General features: G+C 70.0%; 20 protein-coding genes. 13 read left to right on the top strand and 7 right to left on the bottom strand.

What is annotated here, in order from left to right:
- Positions 1-20: 20 nt before the first annotated feature.
- On the bottom strand, positions 21-1,223 hold the full coding sequence (locus RYH80_RS07955; RefSeq protein WP_370903320.1) for an inorganic phosphate transporter: 1,203 nt from the start codon (positions 1,221-1,223) through the stop codon (positions 21-23).
- Between the two features lie 163 nt (positions 1,224-1,386).
- On the opposite strand from RYH80_RS07955, the gene RYH80_RS07950 reads away from it, so the two are divergent.
- Entirely contained in the window at positions 1,387-1,773 is a 387-nt protein-coding gene (locus RYH80_RS07950) for a hypothetical protein (RefSeq protein ID WP_370903319.1), read from the top strand.
- 192 nt (positions 1,774-1,965) lie between these two features.
- Here the strand turns inward: RYH80_RS07950 and thsA are convergent, their stop codons facing one another.
- Entirely contained in the window at positions 1,966-3,627 is a 1,662-nt protein-coding gene (gene thsA / locus RYH80_RS07945; RefSeq protein WP_370903318.1) for a thermosome subunit alpha, read from the bottom strand.
- A gap of 189 nt (positions 3,628-3,816) precedes the next feature.
- Positions 3,817-4,407, bottom strand: coding sequence for a DUF8102 family protein (locus RYH80_RS07940; protein WP_370903317.1), 591 nt, complete (start codon positions 4,405-4,407; stop codon positions 3,817-3,819).
- A gap of 113 nt (positions 4,408-4,520) precedes the next feature.
- Between RYH80_RS07940 and RYH80_RS07935 the strand changes: the two genes are divergently transcribed.
- Positions 4,521-5,408 carry a DNA polymerase gene (locus tag RYH80_RS07935; protein WP_370903316.1) on the top strand — a complete coding sequence of 296 codons (888 nt, stop codon included), beginning with the start codon at positions 4,521-4,523 and terminating at the stop codon, positions 5,406-5,408.
- A 6-nt stretch (positions 5,409-5,414) separates the two neighbouring features.
- On the opposite strand, the gene RYH80_RS07930 is transcribed toward RYH80_RS07935, so the two are convergent.
- Entirely contained in the window at positions 5,415-5,975 is a 561-nt protein-coding gene (locus tag RYH80_RS07930) for a KH domain-containing protein (protein ID WP_370903315.1), read from the bottom strand.
- A 474-nt stretch (positions 5,976-6,449) separates the two neighbouring features.
- On the opposite strand from RYH80_RS07930, the gene RYH80_RS07925 reads away from it, so the two are divergent.
- Positions 6,450-7,454, top strand: a complete 1,005-nt coding sequence (locus tag RYH80_RS07925; RefSeq protein WP_370903314.1) for a DUF7089 family protein — start codon at positions 6,450-6,452, stop codon at positions 7,452-7,454.
- Between the two features lie 172 nt (positions 7,455-7,626).
- Here the strand turns inward: RYH80_RS07925 and RYH80_RS07920 are convergent, their stop codons facing one another.
- Positions 7,627-8,214: a DUF7090 family protein gene (locus tag RYH80_RS07920; RefSeq protein WP_370903313.1), complete on the bottom strand. Its 588-nt coding sequence runs from the start codon at positions 8,212-8,214 to the stop codon at positions 7,627-7,629.
- 172 nt (positions 8,215-8,386) lie between these two features.
- On the opposite strand from RYH80_RS07920, the gene RYH80_RS07915 reads away from it, so the two are divergent.
- The 10 genes from RYH80_RS07915 (at position 8,387) to RYH80_RS07870 (ending at position 15,623) form a co-directional block, all read left to right on the top strand.
- A complete protein-coding gene (locus tag RYH80_RS07915) occupies positions 8,387-8,797 on the top strand; it encodes an acyl-CoA thioesterase (protein ID WP_370903311.1) in 411 nt (136 codons plus the stop codon).
- Positions 8,794-9,972 carry a PfkB family carbohydrate kinase gene (locus tag RYH80_RS07910; protein ID WP_370903310.1) on the top strand — a complete coding sequence of 393 codons (1,179 nt, stop codon included), beginning with the start codon at positions 8,794-8,796 and terminating at the stop codon, positions 9,970-9,972. The genes RYH80_RS07915 and RYH80_RS07910 overlap by 4 nt, the downstream gene beginning before the upstream one ends.
- 67 nt (positions 9,973-10,039) lie before the next feature.
- Positions 10,040-10,810 (top strand): 5-formyltetrahydrofolate cyclo-ligase, encoded by a 771-nt coding sequence (locus tag RYH80_RS07905; protein ID WP_370903309.1) that lies wholly within the window; start codon positions 10,040-10,042, stop codon positions 10,808-10,810.
- Positions 10,811-10,876: 66 nt separating this feature from the next.
- Complete coding sequence (locus RYH80_RS07900; protein WP_370903308.1) at positions 10,877-12,151, top strand: AAA family ATPase; 1,275 nt, start codon at positions 10,877-10,879, stop codon at positions 12,149-12,151.
- Positions 12,151-12,489, top strand: coding sequence for a hypothetical protein (locus RYH80_RS07895; RefSeq protein WP_370903307.1), 339 nt, complete (start codon positions 12,151-12,153; stop codon positions 12,487-12,489). The genes RYH80_RS07900 and RYH80_RS07895 overlap by 1 nt, the downstream gene beginning before the upstream one ends.
- Positions 12,490-12,513: 24 nt before the next feature.
- On the top strand, positions 12,514-12,753 hold the full coding sequence (locus RYH80_RS07890; protein WP_370903306.1) for a hypothetical protein: 240 nt from the start codon (positions 12,514-12,516) through the stop codon (positions 12,751-12,753).
- Positions 12,754-12,829: 76 nt separating this feature from the next.
- Positions 12,830-13,417, top strand: coding sequence for a GNAT family N-acetyltransferase (locus RYH80_RS07885; RefSeq protein ID WP_370903305.1), 588 nt, complete (start codon positions 12,830-12,832; stop codon positions 13,415-13,417).
- 90 nt (positions 13,418-13,507) lie between these two features.
- The gene (gene hisA, locus RYH80_RS07880; RefSeq protein WP_370903304.1) at positions 13,508-14,248 is read left to right on the top strand and encodes a 1-(5-phosphoribosyl)-5-[(5-phosphoribosylamino)methylideneamino]imidazole-4-carboxamide isomerase; all 741 of its coding nucleotides are present in this window, start codon (positions 13,508-13,510) and stop codon (positions 14,246-14,248) included.
- 111 nt (positions 14,249-14,359) lie between these two features.
- Positions 14,360-14,977, top strand: coding sequence for an imidazoleglycerol-phosphate dehydratase HisB (gene hisB / locus RYH80_RS07875; protein ID WP_370903302.1), 618 nt, complete (start codon positions 14,360-14,362; stop codon positions 14,975-14,977).
- 112 nt (positions 14,978-15,089) lie between these two features.
- Positions 15,090-15,623 carry a hypothetical protein gene (locus RYH80_RS07870; protein WP_370903301.1) on the top strand — a complete coding sequence of 178 codons (534 nt, stop codon included), beginning with the start codon at positions 15,090-15,092 and terminating at the stop codon, positions 15,621-15,623.
- A gap of 35 nt (positions 15,624-15,658) precedes the next feature.
- Here the strand turns inward: RYH80_RS07870 and RYH80_RS07865 are convergent, their stop codons facing one another.
- Together RYH80_RS07865 and RYH80_RS07860 are read right to left on the bottom strand one after the other, a co-directional pair.
- A complete protein-coding gene (locus RYH80_RS07865) occupies positions 15,659-15,844 on the bottom strand; it encodes a hypothetical protein (RefSeq protein ID WP_370903300.1) in 186 nt (61 codons plus the stop codon).
- 27 nt (positions 15,845-15,871) lie between these two features.
- A complete protein-coding gene (locus RYH80_RS07860; protein ID WP_370903299.1) occupies positions 15,872-16,300 on the bottom strand; it encodes a DoxX family protein in 429 nt (142 codons plus the stop codon).
- Positions 16,301-16,354 lie beyond the last annotated feature (54 nt).

Below are 16,354 nucleotides of genomic sequence, written 5' to 3'. Positions count from 1 at the left end.
TCGGAACGTCTTCCGCCACCTCACAGCGGGACGAACCGGAACAGCGCGTACGAGGCGGCGAACGACAGCGACGGCGTGAGGATCCAGAAGAAGATCACGCGCCCGGTCGTCCCGGGGTCGAACAGGTCGTCGGCGAGCAGGTCCTCGTCCGTCTCTCCCAACTCCGGGACGCCGTCCGTCGTCGCGGCGCCGCCGTCACCCTGCGCCTGCCCGTCTGCGGTCGGCGTCGACTCTGCCTCGGCCGCGAGCGCGTCGACGGACACGTCGGGGGCGTCACCGCGGACGGCGTCGCCGAGGGTGGCGGTCCGCGTCGCACGCCCCCACCCGAGGCCGACGATACTCATGGTCGCGGAGACGGCCAGCGACGCCGGCACGTCGATCCACGAGAGGAACGTGATGAGACTCGCCGAGACGACCTCGACGATCAGCGCCGCCAGGATCGGCAGGTCGGTCAGGTCGTTCCCGACGGTGTCCAGCGTCCGCCGGGCGATGGTGAACGCGCCGAGTCCGATGGCGCCACTCGCCAACAGGATCCCGGCGTCGACGGAGACGTTCGCCGCCGGGGAGCCGACCAGCGGCCCGACGGCGTTGGCCGCGTTCGACGCCCCCGCGGAGAACGCCATGTAGCAGGCGACGACCACCACCGCGACGGTGCCGACGAACTCGCGGCGCGTCGTCCCCTCGGCCAGCGACACGGAGAGCCCGTCGCGTTCCAGCACCGCACCCGGCGAACGGTCGATCCGGAAGCTGGCGTCGAGGTACGGGTAGAGGTACCGGCCGACGACGGCACAGATCCAGAACGCCAACACGGGCGAGACGAGCCACCAGCCGACGATGCGCGCCATCTCCGGCTCCTGGAGCGTCCCGGTGGCGACGCCCAGTCCCGCGATGGCGCCGACGGCCGTCATCGACGTGGATGCCGGGACACCGAAGGTGTTCGACACCAGCAGCGCCAACCCGACGAACAGCAGGATGATCACGCTGACCAGCAGCGTGAACTCCGAGGAGGGGACGATCTCGCCGCCGAGCGTCTGGATCACGCCGCGACCGGCGGTCGCGGCTCCCAACAACACGAACACGGTCATCAACGCGGCAGCGGGGAGCTTCGCGAGCAACCCGCTCCCGACCGCCGGGCCGAACGCGACCCCCGTCGAGGAGCCGCCGATGTTGAACCCGACGAACACCGCGACCGCGACCCCGAGGACCAACAGCAGACTGACCACACCGACGCCTGACGTGCCGTCGGTGATAAGTGTCACCGTTCTGCCGTCGTGTGGTGTTGCGGGATCGTGTCGTGGTGACTCCGGTGTCGCGTGACGATGTCGGTCGCGTCGATCGCGCCCGCGCGTCGGAACCGTTTCCTACGTGCTCGTCCGAGTCGCTGGCGTGAACCGACGCCGACTGCGGGGCATCGTCGTCCACGGGCTCGTCTGGCCGCTGGTGACACTCGCGGTCGTCGCCGGCGGCGCGACCCTCGTGGGCGCCTCGCCGGGACTCGCCGTCCTGACGCTCTCGATGGGCGCGGCAGCCGGCAGTGCCGGCCTGCTCCTCTCGCAGACCCGCGAGATGGAGCCCGACGACGACCCGGTGGGTGGCGCGACCGGCCGCGACGAGCGGACAGCGGTCGGGCTCCGCTCGGCGCTGTCCGGCGGGACGGACCCCGACGGGCGAAGCGGTGTTCCCCGCGGTCGCGTGGTCGTCACCCGGTACGCGAGTGGGCTGTTCGTCGTCTCCGCGCTCGCGGTCCTCTACCTCGGCGGCCTGTTCGGCTGAGTGGCCGAGGCTTCGGCCGCGGCGCCACGAACTGTCTGGGCGGCTCGTATCGTCGGAGATACACCTATCCGGCCGACGAGCCACCGGCTCGCGGGTCGCGAGAAAGTGTGAGAACGTGAGGTCGTCGCGTGCGACGGTGGTCGAGCTACGGTGCGGTCGGGGTGTGGTGGTGTGGCGTGACTCTGGCCGGCGTCACATCGCGCCGCCCATGCCACCCATACCGCCCATGCCGCCCATGCCGCCGCCCATGCCACCGGCACCGCCGGGGCCGCCCGCGGCGTCGTCGTCGTCGTCCGTGCCGCCGCCCTTCAGGTCGCCCGCGGCGATCACGTCGTCGATGCGGAGGATCATCGTCGCGGCCTCCGTCGCGCTCTCGATGGCCTGCGTCTTCACGCGCAGCGGCTCCACGACGCCGTCCTCGTCCATCTCGACGACCTCGCCCGTGTAGGCGTCGAGGCCGGCACCGAACTCGCCGCCGTCGTGACGGGCACGCAGGTCGACCAGCGAGTCGATCGGGTCCAGTCCGGCGTTCTCGGCCAGCGTGCGCGGGATGACCTCCAGCGCGTCGGCGAACGCCTCGACGGCCAGCTGCTCGCGCCCGCCGACGGAGTCGGCGAAGTCACGCAACTGCAGGGCCAGTTCCGTCTCCGGGGCACCGCCGCCCGGGACGACCTTCCCGTCCTCGAGCGTGGTGCGCACGACGCCCAGCGAGTCCTCGACGGCGCGCTCGACCTCGTCGACGACGTGCTCGGTGCCACCGCGCAACACCAGCGTCACCGACTTCGCGTCCTCGACTTCCTCGACGAAGATCCGCTCGTCGCCACCGATGTCCTTCTGGGCGACGGAGCCGGCGAAGCCGAGGTCGTCCTCGGTCAGGTCGTCGAGGTTCGAGACGATCTGTGCGTCCGTGGCGCGAGCCAGCGGGCGCAGGTCCGTGTTCTTCGTCCGGCGGACGGCCAGCACGCCCTCCTGTGCGAGGTAGTGCTGGGCCATGTCGTCGATACCGTCACCGACGAACACGACGTCCGCGCCGGCGTCGACGATCTGGTCGACCATCTCGCGGAGCTGTTCCTCCTCCTGGTCGAGGAACTGCTGGAGCTGGTCCGGGTCCGTGACGTTGACCTCGGCGTCGATCTCCGTCTCCTTGACCTCGAGGGCCCCGTCGAACAGCGCGACGTTGGCGTCCTCGACGGCGTACGGCATGTTGTCGTCGACGCGCTCCTTGTCGACGATGACGCCCTCGACGAGCTCCGAGTTGCCGATCGAGCCGCCGACGACCGTCTCGACGGAGACGTCGTCCGTGTCGATGCCCTCCTCGTCGCGGACGGCGAGGACGGCGTCGACGACGAGCGCGGCCAGCGTGTCGCGGGCGGACTCCGCGCCCTTGCCGGTCATCGCCGTCGCGGCGATCTGCTCGAGGGTGTCGCGGTCCTCCGCGGACACGTCGATGGCGGCGTCGGTGACGATCTCCTTGGCCTTCTCGGCGGCCTGTCGGTACCCCTGTGCGATCGTCGTCGCGTGGACGTCCGAGTCGAGGAGGTCCTCGGCCTGTTCGAGGAGTTCACCGGCCACGACGACCGCACTGGTCGTCCCGTCGCCGACCTCGTCCTCCTGCGTCTCGGAGACCTCGACGATCATGTTGGCCGCGGGGTGGTCGATGTCCATCTCCTTGAGGATGGTGACGCCGTCGTTCGTGACGACCACGTCGCCCGCGTCGGAGACGAGCATCTTGTCCATCCCCTTCGGTCCGAGTGTCGTCCGGACGGACTCGGCGACGGCCTTCCCTGCGGTGATGTTCATCGACTGTGCGTCCTTCCCGGAGGTCCGCTGGCTGTCCTCCGAGAGTACGATCATCGGCTGGTTACCCATTCGCTGAGACATGTACTCTCTGATTGTCCACACTTCTATAAATACCTTACGACACTGGCACGAGAACGGTCGCCTGTGGCCGTTCTGGGTGTTGTGAAGATGTCTCACACTGGGATTTTTATACTACTTCTCGCCCGACGAGCCGGGTGCCGGGTGGGTTCGGACCCGCCGCCGTCAGAAGTCGGTCACACGGGCCTGGATACGGCCGTCGTCGACCGCGCGGTCGTCGCCCGTCTCGGTCGGTCCGTCGACGGTGTCGGTCACCGCCGCGAGGTCCACCTCGTCGGACCGGTCGGCGAACGCGACCTCGGTGAGCGACAGCGACTCGCCCTGTCGTGCCTTCCGGCGGACTGTCTCGGCCGTCAGTCCGTGGAACGTCACGTCCAGCGAGACGGTCGCGGACCGCTCGTCGTCGGCGACTGCGAGGTTGATCCCCTCCGCGAGCACCGTCTCGAACGGGAGGTCCGTCTCCTCGAGTCCGTCGTACAGGAACGCGACCGTCGCGACGAGCGCGTCGAACGCCGCCGGCCCGGCGGCGTCGAGTCGGTCCCCGAACACCAACTCCCGGTCGCGGTCCGAGAGGTGTTCGACCAACACCGGGAAGTCCAACAGTGCGTCGTGGACGCGGTCCCGGATCCGTGCTCTCGTGTTCCGTTCCACCTGCGTACTCGACGGCTCCGTCTCTCCACGTAGGTACGCGCGGTCGGCCGCCGTGAGGACACCGCGATCGCGGTCGTCGCCGTCTCCGCCTTTGCTGCCAGACATAATCCAAAAACGATTACGATCGTCATACTATTTGTATATTTGTAACCTGATACGGGTTACCTACCACTCGCGTTACGAAAACCCTCTTGCCGTGGACGACCCTGTGGTCTGGTATGAGCGAGTCGGAGTCGAGCGGTGACGGCGGCGTGCAGCACACGGCGACGGACGGGACGGCGACCGGCGGCGACACGGCGGTGAACGGGGCGATGTCCGGTGGGGACACGACGACAGACGGCGACGAGCACAGGCGCCCGCCGGTCACGGCGACGCTCCCGGTCGCGCGGCTCGAACGGGCGTTGGCCGCGGTCGAGGCGGTCGCCGAGGAGTGTCTGTTCCACTTCGAGCCGGGTGCGTTGCGGGTGGAGGCGACGGACCCGGCGCAGGTGGCGCTGGCGACGGTGACCGTCGACGCCGCCGCGTTCGACCGCTACGAGGCGGACGGGACGACCGTCGGGGTCGACGCCGGCCGACTCTCGGAGTTGGTCGGCGTCGCGGCCGGCGACGACCCGGTGACGCTCGCCGTCGACCCGGCGACGTGGCACCTCGACGTGCGCCTGCCGGAGCTGTCGTACGGCGTCGCTGCGCTCGACCCCGACAGCGTTCTCTCGCCGCCGGACCGCGAGGAGTTGGCGTTCCCCTACACCGCGGACTGTACACTCCCCGTCGCGGAGATCGAGCGGTTCGTCGGGGCGGTCGACCTCGTCGCGGACTACGCCACGCTCGCGGTCGACCCCACGGAGCCGGCGTTCCTCGTGCGCGCGGACGGAGACACGGACGAGGTGTCCGTCCGACTGGCCGAGGAGGATCTCCCGGCGCTGTCGCCCGGCTCCGCCGAGTCGCTGTTCTCGCTGGTGTACTTGGACGAGGTGACGCGTGCGATCCCCGGCGGGACCGACGTGGCGCTCCGACTGGGTGAAGACTGTCCGGTCAGGTTCGAGTACGGGTTCGCGGACGGAGACGGGACGGTCGAGACGTTGGTGTCACCGCGGATCCAGCGGTAGGCGAGACTACGGCGAGCCGTCCTCGGGACTCGGCGGCGAGAGGTCCGGCGTGCCGTGGATCTCGTTGTGTTTCCGTTCCAAGAAGGAGTACACCGCGCCGTGTGGCGCGCCGTCCAGGATCATCCCGGCGGCGCGCCGGACGGCCTGGACCTCCTCCGGCTGGCCGATCACGCCCAGTGTCGAGCCCTTGATGACGACCTCGGCGCCGGACAGCTCCTCCATCAGTTCGCGTGTCCGGCCGTCCTCGCCGATCAGTCGGCCCTTCTGGCGGCGGAGGTCGTTCTTGTTGCGGGTCTTCTCCGCGAGGTCGATCAGGTCGAAGCGTCGCAGGTCGTGGTCCAACAGTGTCAGCGCGGCGTCCGGGGTGAACCCGCGGCCGATGGCGCGGATCACGTCCGGGGCGACCATCCCGGCGACGGGGTCGCCGACCGTCTCGATGCCGACCGAACCGGTCTCGGAGTCGATGTCGAGTCGCACCTCGGCTCGCTGTTCGATCCGTCGCATCGTCTCACCTCCCTCGCCGATGAGAACGCCCACGCGGTCGTCGGGAACCTTCACGTGTTGCATAACTCCGCGTACCTGTCGGACGGAGTTAAGCGTTCTCTCCACACGTTCGCGGTCGCGTCGCGTGGTCTGGTCCGTAATCCGCCACACGATCACGGTCACGCGGTGGCTCTGGATCGGCGACCGGCGACGGCTCCGAGGCGACGGGCCCGACTCCGAACTGAAGGGTTTAAGCCCGCTCCGGCGGCACGCGAGAGTATGTCGCAGGCTACGAAGATCGTCGCGGGTGTCGTCGGTGGTGCGGCCGTCCTCGCGATCGCGCTCGTCCTCGTCATCGCGTTCCCCTGACCGACGGTCGCTCCTCGCTCCGCACCGGGGACCACTCGTGTTCCCCCGTCGGGCCACTCGTGTCCCGCCCACCGGGGCTGCTCGTGTCCCGCCCACCGGGGCCGCTCGTGAGCGGAGCCGGTGGTCGGTCCTCGGCCGTCACCGCCGGTGAAGCGGTGCGTTTTCGCCGTCTCGTCTCCTAGCACGTCCGTGTTCGAACGTCGCTCACTCTCGGAGCCGCTGGCCGCCGTCCGCGACGCGTACGCGCCGGACGCGCTCGTCCTCGACACGGACGCCGACTTCGAGACACTCCCGCCGGAGACCGCAGAGGAACTCGGGCTGCTCGTCGACTCGCTGGACCCGGTCGCGTACCCGACCGACTGGCTCCCGCCGAACGCACCAGAGCCGCTGCGGCGCTACGCGGGGACGGACTTCACCGTCGGCTTGCCTGGCGACGGAACGGTCGTGTGGACGCGCCAGACGGACCCGCCGACGGTGTTGGTCAAACACCGCGCCGATGGGACGCCGGACGCGTTCCTCTCGTTCCTGCTCGCGGAGGCGTTCGTCGAACTCGGCGTCGGCGCTCCCGAGAGTTTCCTCCCCTTCTTCGGCGAGTCGTACGCGAAGTTGGCGGCCGCGACGCCGGTCGGGCCGGCCGACACCTACCAGCTCGCCGCGGCGCTGTGTGACGCCTGGGTCGGGCTGTACACCCGCGAGGTGTTCCGGTCGTGGGGAACGGGTGAACGCGCGGGTGACCGCACGGCACAGACTGTACTCGCCGATCTCGTCGACCCCGGTCCGGCGGCGGCGGTGTCGGACGCCGGTGCCGGCGCGTCCGCGACGCCGACGCTGGCGGCACTGGACCGGGTCGTCGGAGACGCGCCTCCCGACGACCGCGACGGCCCGACGAGCGGCGAACCCGAGGGTACGGCCGGCGAATCGCCGACGTTCGGGCCGTACCCGGAGCTGTACGACGCCTGGCGCGACGCGGGCGAGCGGCTGTCCGGTCGGCTCGGCGACCTGTCGAGCGAGGTGGCACACGGACGGACGACGTTCCCGGCCGCGACGGAGTACGCCTGCTCGGCGGTGAAACACGACCTGTCACTGCCGGCGCCGTTCGGCGCGCTCGCGACCGCCGCCTACCGCGAACACGCCGCGCCGTTCGCCGTCGAGTGGGCGAAGAAGACCTACGAGCGACTCGAAGAGGAGGCGTAGCTGGACGCACGACCGTCGCGGTGGGTCGCGACGAGTCGCGTCGTCGTGTCCCGGCCGTCACTCGTCGTCAAGGTCCGCCGTCACTCGGCGTCGAGGTCCGCCGTCACTCGGCGTCGAGGTCCGCCGTCACTCGGCGTCGAGGTCCGCCGTCACTCGGCGTCGAGGTCCGCCGTCACTCGCCACCGAGGTCGACCGTCACGTCGCCGTCCTCGGAGAGGTCGATCACGCCGTCGAACTGGGCGCGGAAGCGGTCGAGGGTCTCGGCGTCGTGGACCTCCTTCGAGAGGTGGAACAGGCCGACGGCGTCGTACTGATCGAGTAAGGCGAGCATCGCGCCGGCGGCGTCGTACACGCGGTCGTCGTCGGCGTAGTAGGCCATCTCCGTCAGCGAGTCGACGCTGAGGCGTCGTTTCCCCTCGTGGTCGGCGAGGAACGTCTCGACCTGTTCGACGACGCCGTCGAGGTCGTCGGGCGCGGAGACGTAGTGGAGGTGGTCGCTCCCGCGACGGGAGTAGCCGCGGTCGACGGAGATGGTGTCGAGGATGTCGGCTGTCGACTCGTCGACCTCGTAGTGTTCCAACTTCTGTTCGACCTCGCGTGCGGTGGTGCGCGTGGAGACGACGAGGAAGTGGTCCGTGTCCGTCCGCAGGAAGTCCGTGTCGATGCGGTCCGTCTCTCCGATGCTCGGGTGGAGCAGGAGGATACCGGTGCCACCGGGTACTGTCGTCTCCGTGTCGCCGACCGCGAGGCGGTAGTCCATACGGTGCGGTGGGGGCGACGCCGACTTGAATGTGCGGGCAGCGGTTCGACGCGGGGGTGTCCGCCGCGGCGACCGGCGTGGCGACGCCGATCGTCCCCGTCTGCCGCGTCGGGCGCGGGCGGCGCGCTGCCTCGGGCACAAGACCGAAATCGGTGGCTCCCGACACACGACCGTGCCACTGGAGACGACGGTCGCGGTGAGGTACCGCGACTTGGACCCGATGGGTCACGTGAACAACGCGGTGTACGCCACGCTGTTCGAGGAGGCGCGCAACGCGTTCTTCCGGGAGGTCGTCGGGACGGAACTGGCGGAGACGGACGCCGTGTTGGCGAGTCTCTCCGTCGAGTTCCACGCGCCCGTCGACGGGACCGACCCGGTCCCGGTCGCCGTCTGGGTGCCGACGCTCGGAGAGACGAGCTGTACGTTCGGCTACGAGGTCCGTACCGCCGACGGCGACCGGGCCGCGACGGGGGAGACGGTACTGGTGACGCTCGACGACGACGGCGAGCCCGTGCCGCTCCCCGACGCGCTCCGGGAGGCCGCGGCCGCCTACGACGACCCCCCGACACCCACGGAGCGATGACGACCGACACCCCCGACACTGCCAGTTCGACGACCGGAGACGACGACACTCCCGACACACCGACCGTCGCGGTCTTCGGGAGTGTCAACCTCGATCGGACGCGGCGCGTCCCAGACGACGAGGTGGCCGCCCTCGACGCGGACCCGGCGGTGCCGCCGCGGGGGACGACCGCTCCCGCCGAGTCGCCGCCGGACGACTTCGACGCCGACGCGATCCGACTCGGTGGGAAGGGCGCCAACCAGGCGGTCGCGGCGGCGCGTGCCGGTGCCGCGACGACACTCGTCGGTGCGGTCGGATCGGACGCGACGGATCACGCCGTCCGCGAGACGCTCGTAGACGAGGGTGTCGAGACGGCGCTGGCGACCCGCGAGACGGAGACCGGCGCCGCGTTCGTCTGGGTGACGCCGGACGGCGACAACCGGATTCTGGTCCGTCCCGGGGCCAACGACACACTCGACGCGAGCGACGCCGAGCGTGCACTGGCCGCCGCCCGCGAGGCGGACGTGGTGCTCCTCCAGAACGAGGTGCCGGTCGCCGCCGCCGAGGCGCTGTTGGACGCGCTCCCGTCGCGCTCGGCGGGCGGCGAGGCTGCCGACACCACCGACACCGCCGCCGGACAGCGGCCACTCGTCGTCGTCGATCCGGCACCGGCACCGGGTGCGGTGCCGCTCGTCGACCACCCACGTGTCGACGTGTTCGTCCCCAACGAGACGGAGTTCGCGGGGCTGTGTGGGCCGCTCGCGGCGGCACGCGAGCGCGGCGCGGTCGTCGTCCGTACCGACGGTCCCGACGGCGCGACGGTGTTCGCGGGCGACGACGCGGCAACCGACGACGAGGTGGCAACCGATCCGCTCGCGACTCCCTCGTTCCGCGTGTCGGCCCCGTCCGCGCCGGTGGTCGACACGACCGGGGCTGGCGACGCCTTCGCGGGGTACTTCGCCGCGACGCTGGCCGCCGCCGAGACGAGGACCGTCGCCGACACCACGACCGCCCGCGGCCGAATCGGGACGGCGACGCTCCGTGCGGCCGTCGAACGGGGTGTTCGTGCTGGCACGCTGTCGTGTGCCGAGGCAGGGGCGATGACCGCACCGCGTGCCGCCGACGTGGACGACGCCCCGGACGGCGACGCCCGAGGCGACGGGACTCACCGCGACGCCACCGACGAGTCACCCTGACTCGACCCGGAGGCCGTGTCCGACCGCTTACCACCCTCCGGTCCCGACGCCACCCCGTGATCCACGCGTGACAGACGAGGGTACCGGAGCGACGAGTCCGGAAGACAAGGACGCGCTGCGAGAGACCGTCTGGGACCACCTGGAGACGAGTGGCGAGGCGCGCTTCCCGTTCCCGCCACACGGCCGGATCCCGAACTTCGCGGGTGCCGACGCCGCCGCGGACCGACTCGCCGAGACGACGGCGTGGGAGACCGCGACGACGGTGAAGGCGAACCCGGACGCGCCACAGCTCCCGGTCCGGCGAGCGGCACTGCGCGCCGGGAAGACCGTGTTCGTGGCCGTCCCGCGGCTCCGCGAGCCGGAGCCGTTCCTCCGCCTCGATCCGGACGCGATCCCGTCCGAGGAGGTCGACGACGCGACCACCGTCTCGGGGATCTCCGAGTACGGCGAGCCGGTCGCGCCCGAGGCCGTCCCACACGTGGACCTGATCGTCTCCGGCAGCGTCCTCGTCACGCCCGCGGGCGGCCGGATCGGCAAGGGTGAGGGGTACAGCGACCTCGAGTTCGCCGTTCTCCGCGCGTTCGACGCCGTCGACGAGACGACGACCGTCGCGACGACGGTCCACGAGTCGCAGGTCCGCCCCGCGGACGCGACGCTGTTCGACGCTCACGACGTGCCGGTCGACGTGGTCTGCACACCCGAGCGGACGCTGACACCGGGCGAGCAAGAGCGGTCGCTGTGCCGTCCCGAGGGGATCGACTGGGCCGCCGTCGACGACGAGCGACTGGACGAGATTCCGGTGTTGGCGCGGCTCGCGGACGAGCGTGGCGAGGGGTGACGAGTCGAGTTCGTCCCGACGGGGCGGAGTTTATACCGGGAGACGACGAACTGCCGAGTGAGAGCCGTGAACTTGACTCGTGTCGAGGTTGCCGACTTCAAGGGAGTCTCCTCGCTGTCGTTCGACCCCGGCCAGGTGACCGTCCTGACCGGACGGAACAACTCCGGGAAGACCTCGCTGCTGGAGGCCGTCGAACTCGCCGTCGACCCGACGCGGATCGAACAGTACGGTGACCGCGTCGAGTCGGTGGTCGCGGCGGGCGCGGACACCGCCGAGATCACGCTGGAGTACGAAGACGACGGGGAGCGTGGACGGCGGGAGGTGGAACTGTGGGTACCAGAGAAGGTGAACGAGGGAACGCTCGTCTCAGAGCTACTGGCGCGACAGGAGCTGCGGGAGTACAGTCACACGGTGGCTTCGAATGCCGTCACACCTGAATCAGAATCAACTGAAGACGCAGTCCTTGCGATCATGAGTGTGGTGGAGTCGAACGTTGAGTCGGAACTCAGAGCGCGATGGTCCGAGGAGGTCTCGTCGCAGCTAGTTAGACTCAGTATCAACGAGGAGTCGTACACCTTTGTCTACGTCGACCAGACTCCACGAGAATTCGTCACAGAAGTCACGACTGCGGTCACATCTTCCCTCTCGGCTGACATAGCTGCCGAGACTGGCATCAACCAGGGTGCCCTTCCGGAGGAATTCGATGACAGCATGGGACAGTTTGTCGAGGGTTCTCTCCACCGCATGCTCAGTGGTGGTCACTTGTTCACCGACGACCCGGAACCGATCGGCACCGTCGACCTCCGCGACGACCTCGCGCTCACCGCCGCCGACGTCGATCTCGCCGAGAACGGCGCCGCGGTCAGACTGTCGGACATCGAAGACTACCTGATCGAGAACGATCTCGTCGACGACCTCGACACCCTCTCGCTCGACCAGGTGGTGTACGAGGAGGACGGCGAGAAGTACCAGGTCCCCTACGAGTTCACCGGCGAGGGATTCAAGACGCTGCTCGGGCTCCTGTGGGAACTCTGGGGAGACGACACGCCGGACGTGTTGCTGTTGGAGGAACCGGAGAATCACATGCACCCTGGGTACATCCGTCAGTTCGTCTACTGGGTCGTCGGTGTCGTCCAGGACACGGAGACGCAGGTGTTCCTGACGACACACGATCTCGACTTCGTCCGGTCGTTCTTCGACTTCGTGGACGATCCACGCGAGGCGTTTCTCACCGAGGAGTTCCGACTGTTGAAGCTGGACCCGGAGGTTCCGGAGACGTACGACTACGACGCTGCACGCGAGACGGCGCTGGATCTCCAGATCGACCTCCGAGGGATCTGATGCGCGAGCGAGTGATCCTCTCGGAGGGGCGACGAGACACGGAGTTCCTCGAGGCACTCTTCGCGACACACGACCGCGAGTTCGACACAGCCAGACTCGACATCGAGAACGAGCCACCCGACAGAGTCGTCGACCGGGAGACCAACCGGATCGCGCGGTTCGACGCCGAGTGGAACGACACCGACGTACTGCTGAAGTCCGAGGGCGGTGTCCAGAACCTGCTGGCCGGGGTTCCGCGACTCCTCTTGGACCTGCGACGGCGGCGTCTCGCACTCGACGTACTCGTCGACCTCGACGGCCGCGACTTCGGGTGGTTCGCGGGGCAACTCGACGAGTAACTGACGGACATCGGTGGGAGACCGATGTGCGTCCGACCGGTCTCCGAGGTACGACGGCACCACTACCTCGTCCGACGACGGTACGAGTTCGTCGTCGCCGAGACGCCGCAGTCCGAGTTCGGTGTCGTCGCGTTCAGAGACTCGCTCGAGACCGTCGCCGGAATCGACAAAGACGCAGACGACCGCGACGAGATGGACCGGAAGGCCAGGCAACTCGCCACCGACCGACGGATCAGAGAGCCGGTGCTCGCGACACTGCTGTAGTCGATGGTGATCGGCAGGAGACGGACTCTGCCCCCGGGACCCGAGCACCTTTGCCGGCGGCGTCCGACGAGTCGGTATGGAGATCAGGGCGGCACGGCGGGCGGACGCCGAGCGGATCGCGACGGTCGCCAGACAGACGTGGCACGCCGCCTACGGGGAGTTCCTCTCGACGGACGCGATCGACGCGACCGTCGACGAGTGGTACGATCCGGCGTCGCTCCGCTCGGCGGTCGCCCGCGAAGACGACGCCTTCTTCGTCGCCGTCGCCGACGAGATCGTCGGGTTCCTGCAGGCCGGCTACCGAGAGTCCGTGGGCAACGTCGTCGTCACGCGACTGTACGCCTTGCCGGACTACTGGGGCGAGGGTGTCGGCTCGGCGCTGTTGGAACGGGCCGCCGAGCGGTTCGTCGACGCGGGCTACGAGCGCGTCTCGGCGGTCGTCCTCGCCGACAACGAGGTCGGCCGTGCCTTCTACGACGCCCGGACGTTCGAGGTCGTGGACCGCCAGACGACCACCTTCGGCGGCGAGGAACACGACGAGGTGATCGTCGCCGCCGACCTCGACGCACTCACGGACGCGAGTGACACGGGTGACGCGGCCGACACGAGTGACACGACCGACGCCGCCAGAGCGGACGGGACGGACGCGTCCGACGAGGCGTGAGACGCCGCGACCGTCCGAGACGACTCCGACGGGCGACGGGAGTCGACCGGGACCGACGCGTTCTCGTGTCGTCGCCACCCACGGCTCGGTGTGCACTTCCCCGAGTTCGAGGTGATCCCGGCGGTGGACGTGAAGGACGGCGAGACGGTGCAACTCGTCGGCGGTGACCCAGACACCGGCACCGCCTACGGCGACCCGGTGGAGGTGGCCGAGCGGTGGCTGGCGGCCGGCGCCGAGACGCTCCACCTCGTCGACCTCGACGGCGCGTTCGCCGGCGAGCGCGTCAACGACACCGCGCTCGGGCGGATCGTCGACGCCGTCGGCGACGAGGTGTCGCTCCAGGTCGGCGGCGGCATCCGGACGGTCGCGGACGCCGTCGACCTGCTGGACGCGGGGGTCGATCGCGTGATCCTCGGCACCGCGGCGGTCGAGACGCCCGAGATCGTCGGCGAGATCGACGAGCGGCGCCCGGAGACGGTGACGGTGAGTCTCGACGCGAGAGACGACGAGGTGGTCGTCTCGGGCTGGACGGAGGGGACCGGACTCGACCCCGCCGCGGCGGCGGCCCGCTACGAGGAGCGCGGTGCCGGTGCGATCCTGTTCACCGACGTGGACGTGGAGGGGCAACTCGCCGGCGTGAACACCGACGCGGTCCGGGCGGTCGCGGAGGCGGTCGACATCCCGGTGGTCGCCTCCGGCGGCGTCGCGACCGTCGACGACGTGGTCGCGTTGCGCGACGCCGGTGCCGCTGCGGTCGTCGTCGGCACCGCGCTGTACGAGGAGCAGTTCACCTTGGCGGCGGCGCGGGAAGCTCTCACGGACTCGGCGTGAGGTGACCGAACTCCACTCCGCCGGGAGCCGTGTGACACCGCCGGAGACCGAGGGCCGTCGTCCAGAGCCAGTAGCACAACCACCATGTAGCCCCCGCCCACACGCTCACACATGACAGACGACAGCGATGAGGAGACGCCGCCGCCACGTAGCGCGACCGTCACGCGCCAGACGGCGGAGACGGAGATCACCGTCGAGCTCACCGTCGACGGCGACGGCGACGCCGACGTGTCCACCGGCGTCGGCTTCTTCGACCACATGCTCGAATCCTTCGCCAAACACGGGCTGTTCGACCTCCGGGTCGAGTGCGACGGCGACCTGGAGATCGACGACCACCACACCGTCGAAGACGTGGCGATCACACTCGGCGACGCCCTCGCCGAAGCGCTGGGCGACAAGCGCGGCGTCCGGCGGTTCGCGGACCGTCGGGTGCCGCTGGACGAGGCGGTCGCGAGCGTCGTCGTCGACCTCTCGGGACGCCCGCACGTCGAGTTCCGCGGCGAGTTCTCACAGGACGCCGTCGGGGAGTTCACCAGCGACATGGCGCGGCACTTCGCGCGGTCGCTGGCGACGAACGCCGGGATCACGCTCCACGCCGAGATCGAACGCGGTCGGAACGCCCACCACGAGGTCGAGGCGCTGTTCAAGGCGCTCGCCCGGACGCTGGACGACGCGACGCGACGGGACCCGCACCGCTCCGACACCCCGAGCACGAAGGGCGAACTGTAGACTGCAGACGCCACCGCACACGCGACCGGCTTCGGCAACCGCCGCCGCACACGCGACCGGGGAACACACGCGACCGGGAAAGTTCATACCGCGGCGTGGTCTCGACCCCGACGTGTTCAGACGTCTGCGCGAGACCGGACCGGGACTGCTGGTGCCGCTGGCCTGGACGTTCGCCGCGACGGCCCACGAGGGCCTCGTCGCGACGCGGACGGTCCTGATCGCACACGTCGTGATGTGCGTGTTGCTGGCCGCCTTCGCGGTGACCTCGTGGCGCGACATGCGCGAGGGCGTCCTCCACGCGTGGCTGTGGGTGATCGTCGTCGGGTTCGGTGTCACGCTCCTCGGAGCGGTCTCCTTCCTCGCGAGCGAGGCGTTCGCGGCCGACACGCTGGCCGCGATGCGGGCGACGACCGTCGCCGGCTGGATGGCGCTCCCGGCGGTCGCACTGGCGTACACCGGCCACGAGACACCCACCGGCGAGCGCGGGTGGGTGTACACCGCCGGCGGCGTCTGTTCCGCGCTCGGGCTGGTCGTCTACCTCGGCGGCCCCGTCGTCGCCCCCGCGTCCGCGGCGCGACTCCTCGGCCTCGGACTCGCCGGGCTCGGGCAGACCGCCGGAATCCTCCTCGCCGTCGCGGAGAGCTGATCCTCACCGTTCACGCCGCCACTACGTCCGGACTCTCACCACCCGAGTAGTCGGGCGACGAGGCCGGCGAGGATCGCGAGCCCGCCGAGGACGAACGTTCCGGGAACTGGGAGCACGAACAGTGCGACGCCGCCGAGGATCACCAGTGTGGAGTTGCGCACGGACTCTCTCGGGTCGCGACGGGGGTAGTCGTACCGGCCGGCGACGACGTTCGACCGCACGTCGGGGTGGGTGTCAATCCGCGCTGGTCACTCGGCGTCGCCGTCGTCGGCTCGCGCGTAGCGGAGCGCCCACGCGACGAGTACGGCCTGCAACGGGAGACGACCCCACAGTGCCGCCTCGGAGGGCTCGCCGACCGGTCTGGGGAGGTCGAGGCCGGGGTCGCCGGCGGCCATGTAGACGTTCGCCGGGAAGACGGCCGCCAGCAGGAGTGCGATCCCGACCGCCGCGGCGCGTCTGGTCCGCGGGTGGAGCACGCCGAGGCCGAACGCGACCTCGGCGGCGCCGGAGACGTACACCAACGTCCGCGGCTGCGGGAGCTGTGGCGGGACGATCCGCTCGAACGCCCGCGGCACGAGGAAGTGCGCCACGCCGGCCACGAGGTAGACGCTCGCCATCGCGACGAGCGACAGCCGGTCGACGGTGCCGAGATCCTCCGCGTCGAGTGGGAGTCGCATCGTCTCGCCGGTCGGGACCCGTCGGCAAGAGGATGACTGTCTGCGGTGGAGTGT

Source organism: Halobaculum sp. MBLA0147 (genome assembly GCF_041361345.1).
Taxonomy (GTDB): domain Archaea; phylum Halobacteriota; class Halobacteria; order Halobacteriales; family Haloferacaceae; genus JAHENP01.
Note: the sequence above shows the minus strand (reverse complement) of the source record. Positions and strands in the feature narration are given on the sequence as shown.

Excerpts from the sequence above, each read along its gene's own strand:
- thsA (WP_370903318.1), bottom strand. The coding sequence starts at position 3,627 with ATGATCGTACTCTCGGAGGACAGCCAGCGGACCTCCGGGAAGGACGCA.
- RYH80_RS07885 (WP_370903305.1), top strand. The coding sequence starts at position 12,830 with ATGGAGATCAGGGCGGCACGGCGGGCGGACGCCGAGCGGATCGCGACG.
- RYH80_RS07890 (WP_370903306.1), top strand. The coding sequence starts at position 12,514 with ATGTGCGTCCGACCGGTCTCCGAGGTACGACGGCACCACTACCTCGTC.
- RYH80_RS07935 (WP_370903316.1), top strand. The coding sequence starts at position 4,521 with ATGAGCGAGTCGGAGTCGAGCGGTGACGGCGGCGTGCAGCACACGGCG.
- RYH80_RS07910 (WP_370903310.1), top strand. The coding sequence starts at position 8,794 with ATGACGACCGACACCCCCGACACTGCCAGTTCGACGACCGGAGACGAC.
- RYH80_RS07860 (WP_370903299.1), bottom strand. The coding sequence starts at position 16,300 with ATGCGACTCCCACTCGACGCGGAGGATCTCGGCACCGTCGACCGGCTG.
- hisB (WP_370903302.1), top strand. The coding sequence starts at position 14,360 with ATGACAGACGACAGCGATGAGGAGACGCCGCCGCCACGTAGCGCGACC.
- RYH80_RS07930 (WP_370903315.1), bottom strand. The coding sequence starts at position 5,975 with ATGCAACACGTGAAGGTTCCCGACGACCGCGTGGGCGTTCTCATCGGC.
- RYH80_RS07895 (WP_370903307.1), top strand. The coding sequence starts at position 12,151 with ATGCGCGAGCGAGTGATCCTCTCGGAGGGGCGACGAGACACGGAGTTC.
- RYH80_RS07920 (WP_370903313.1), bottom strand. The coding sequence starts at position 8,214 with ATGGACTACCGCCTCGCGGTCGGCGACACGGAGACGACAGTACCCGGT.
- RYH80_RS07940 (WP_370903317.1), bottom strand. The coding sequence starts at position 4,407 with ATGTCTGGCAGCAAAGGCGGAGACGGCGACGACCGCGATCGCGGTGTC.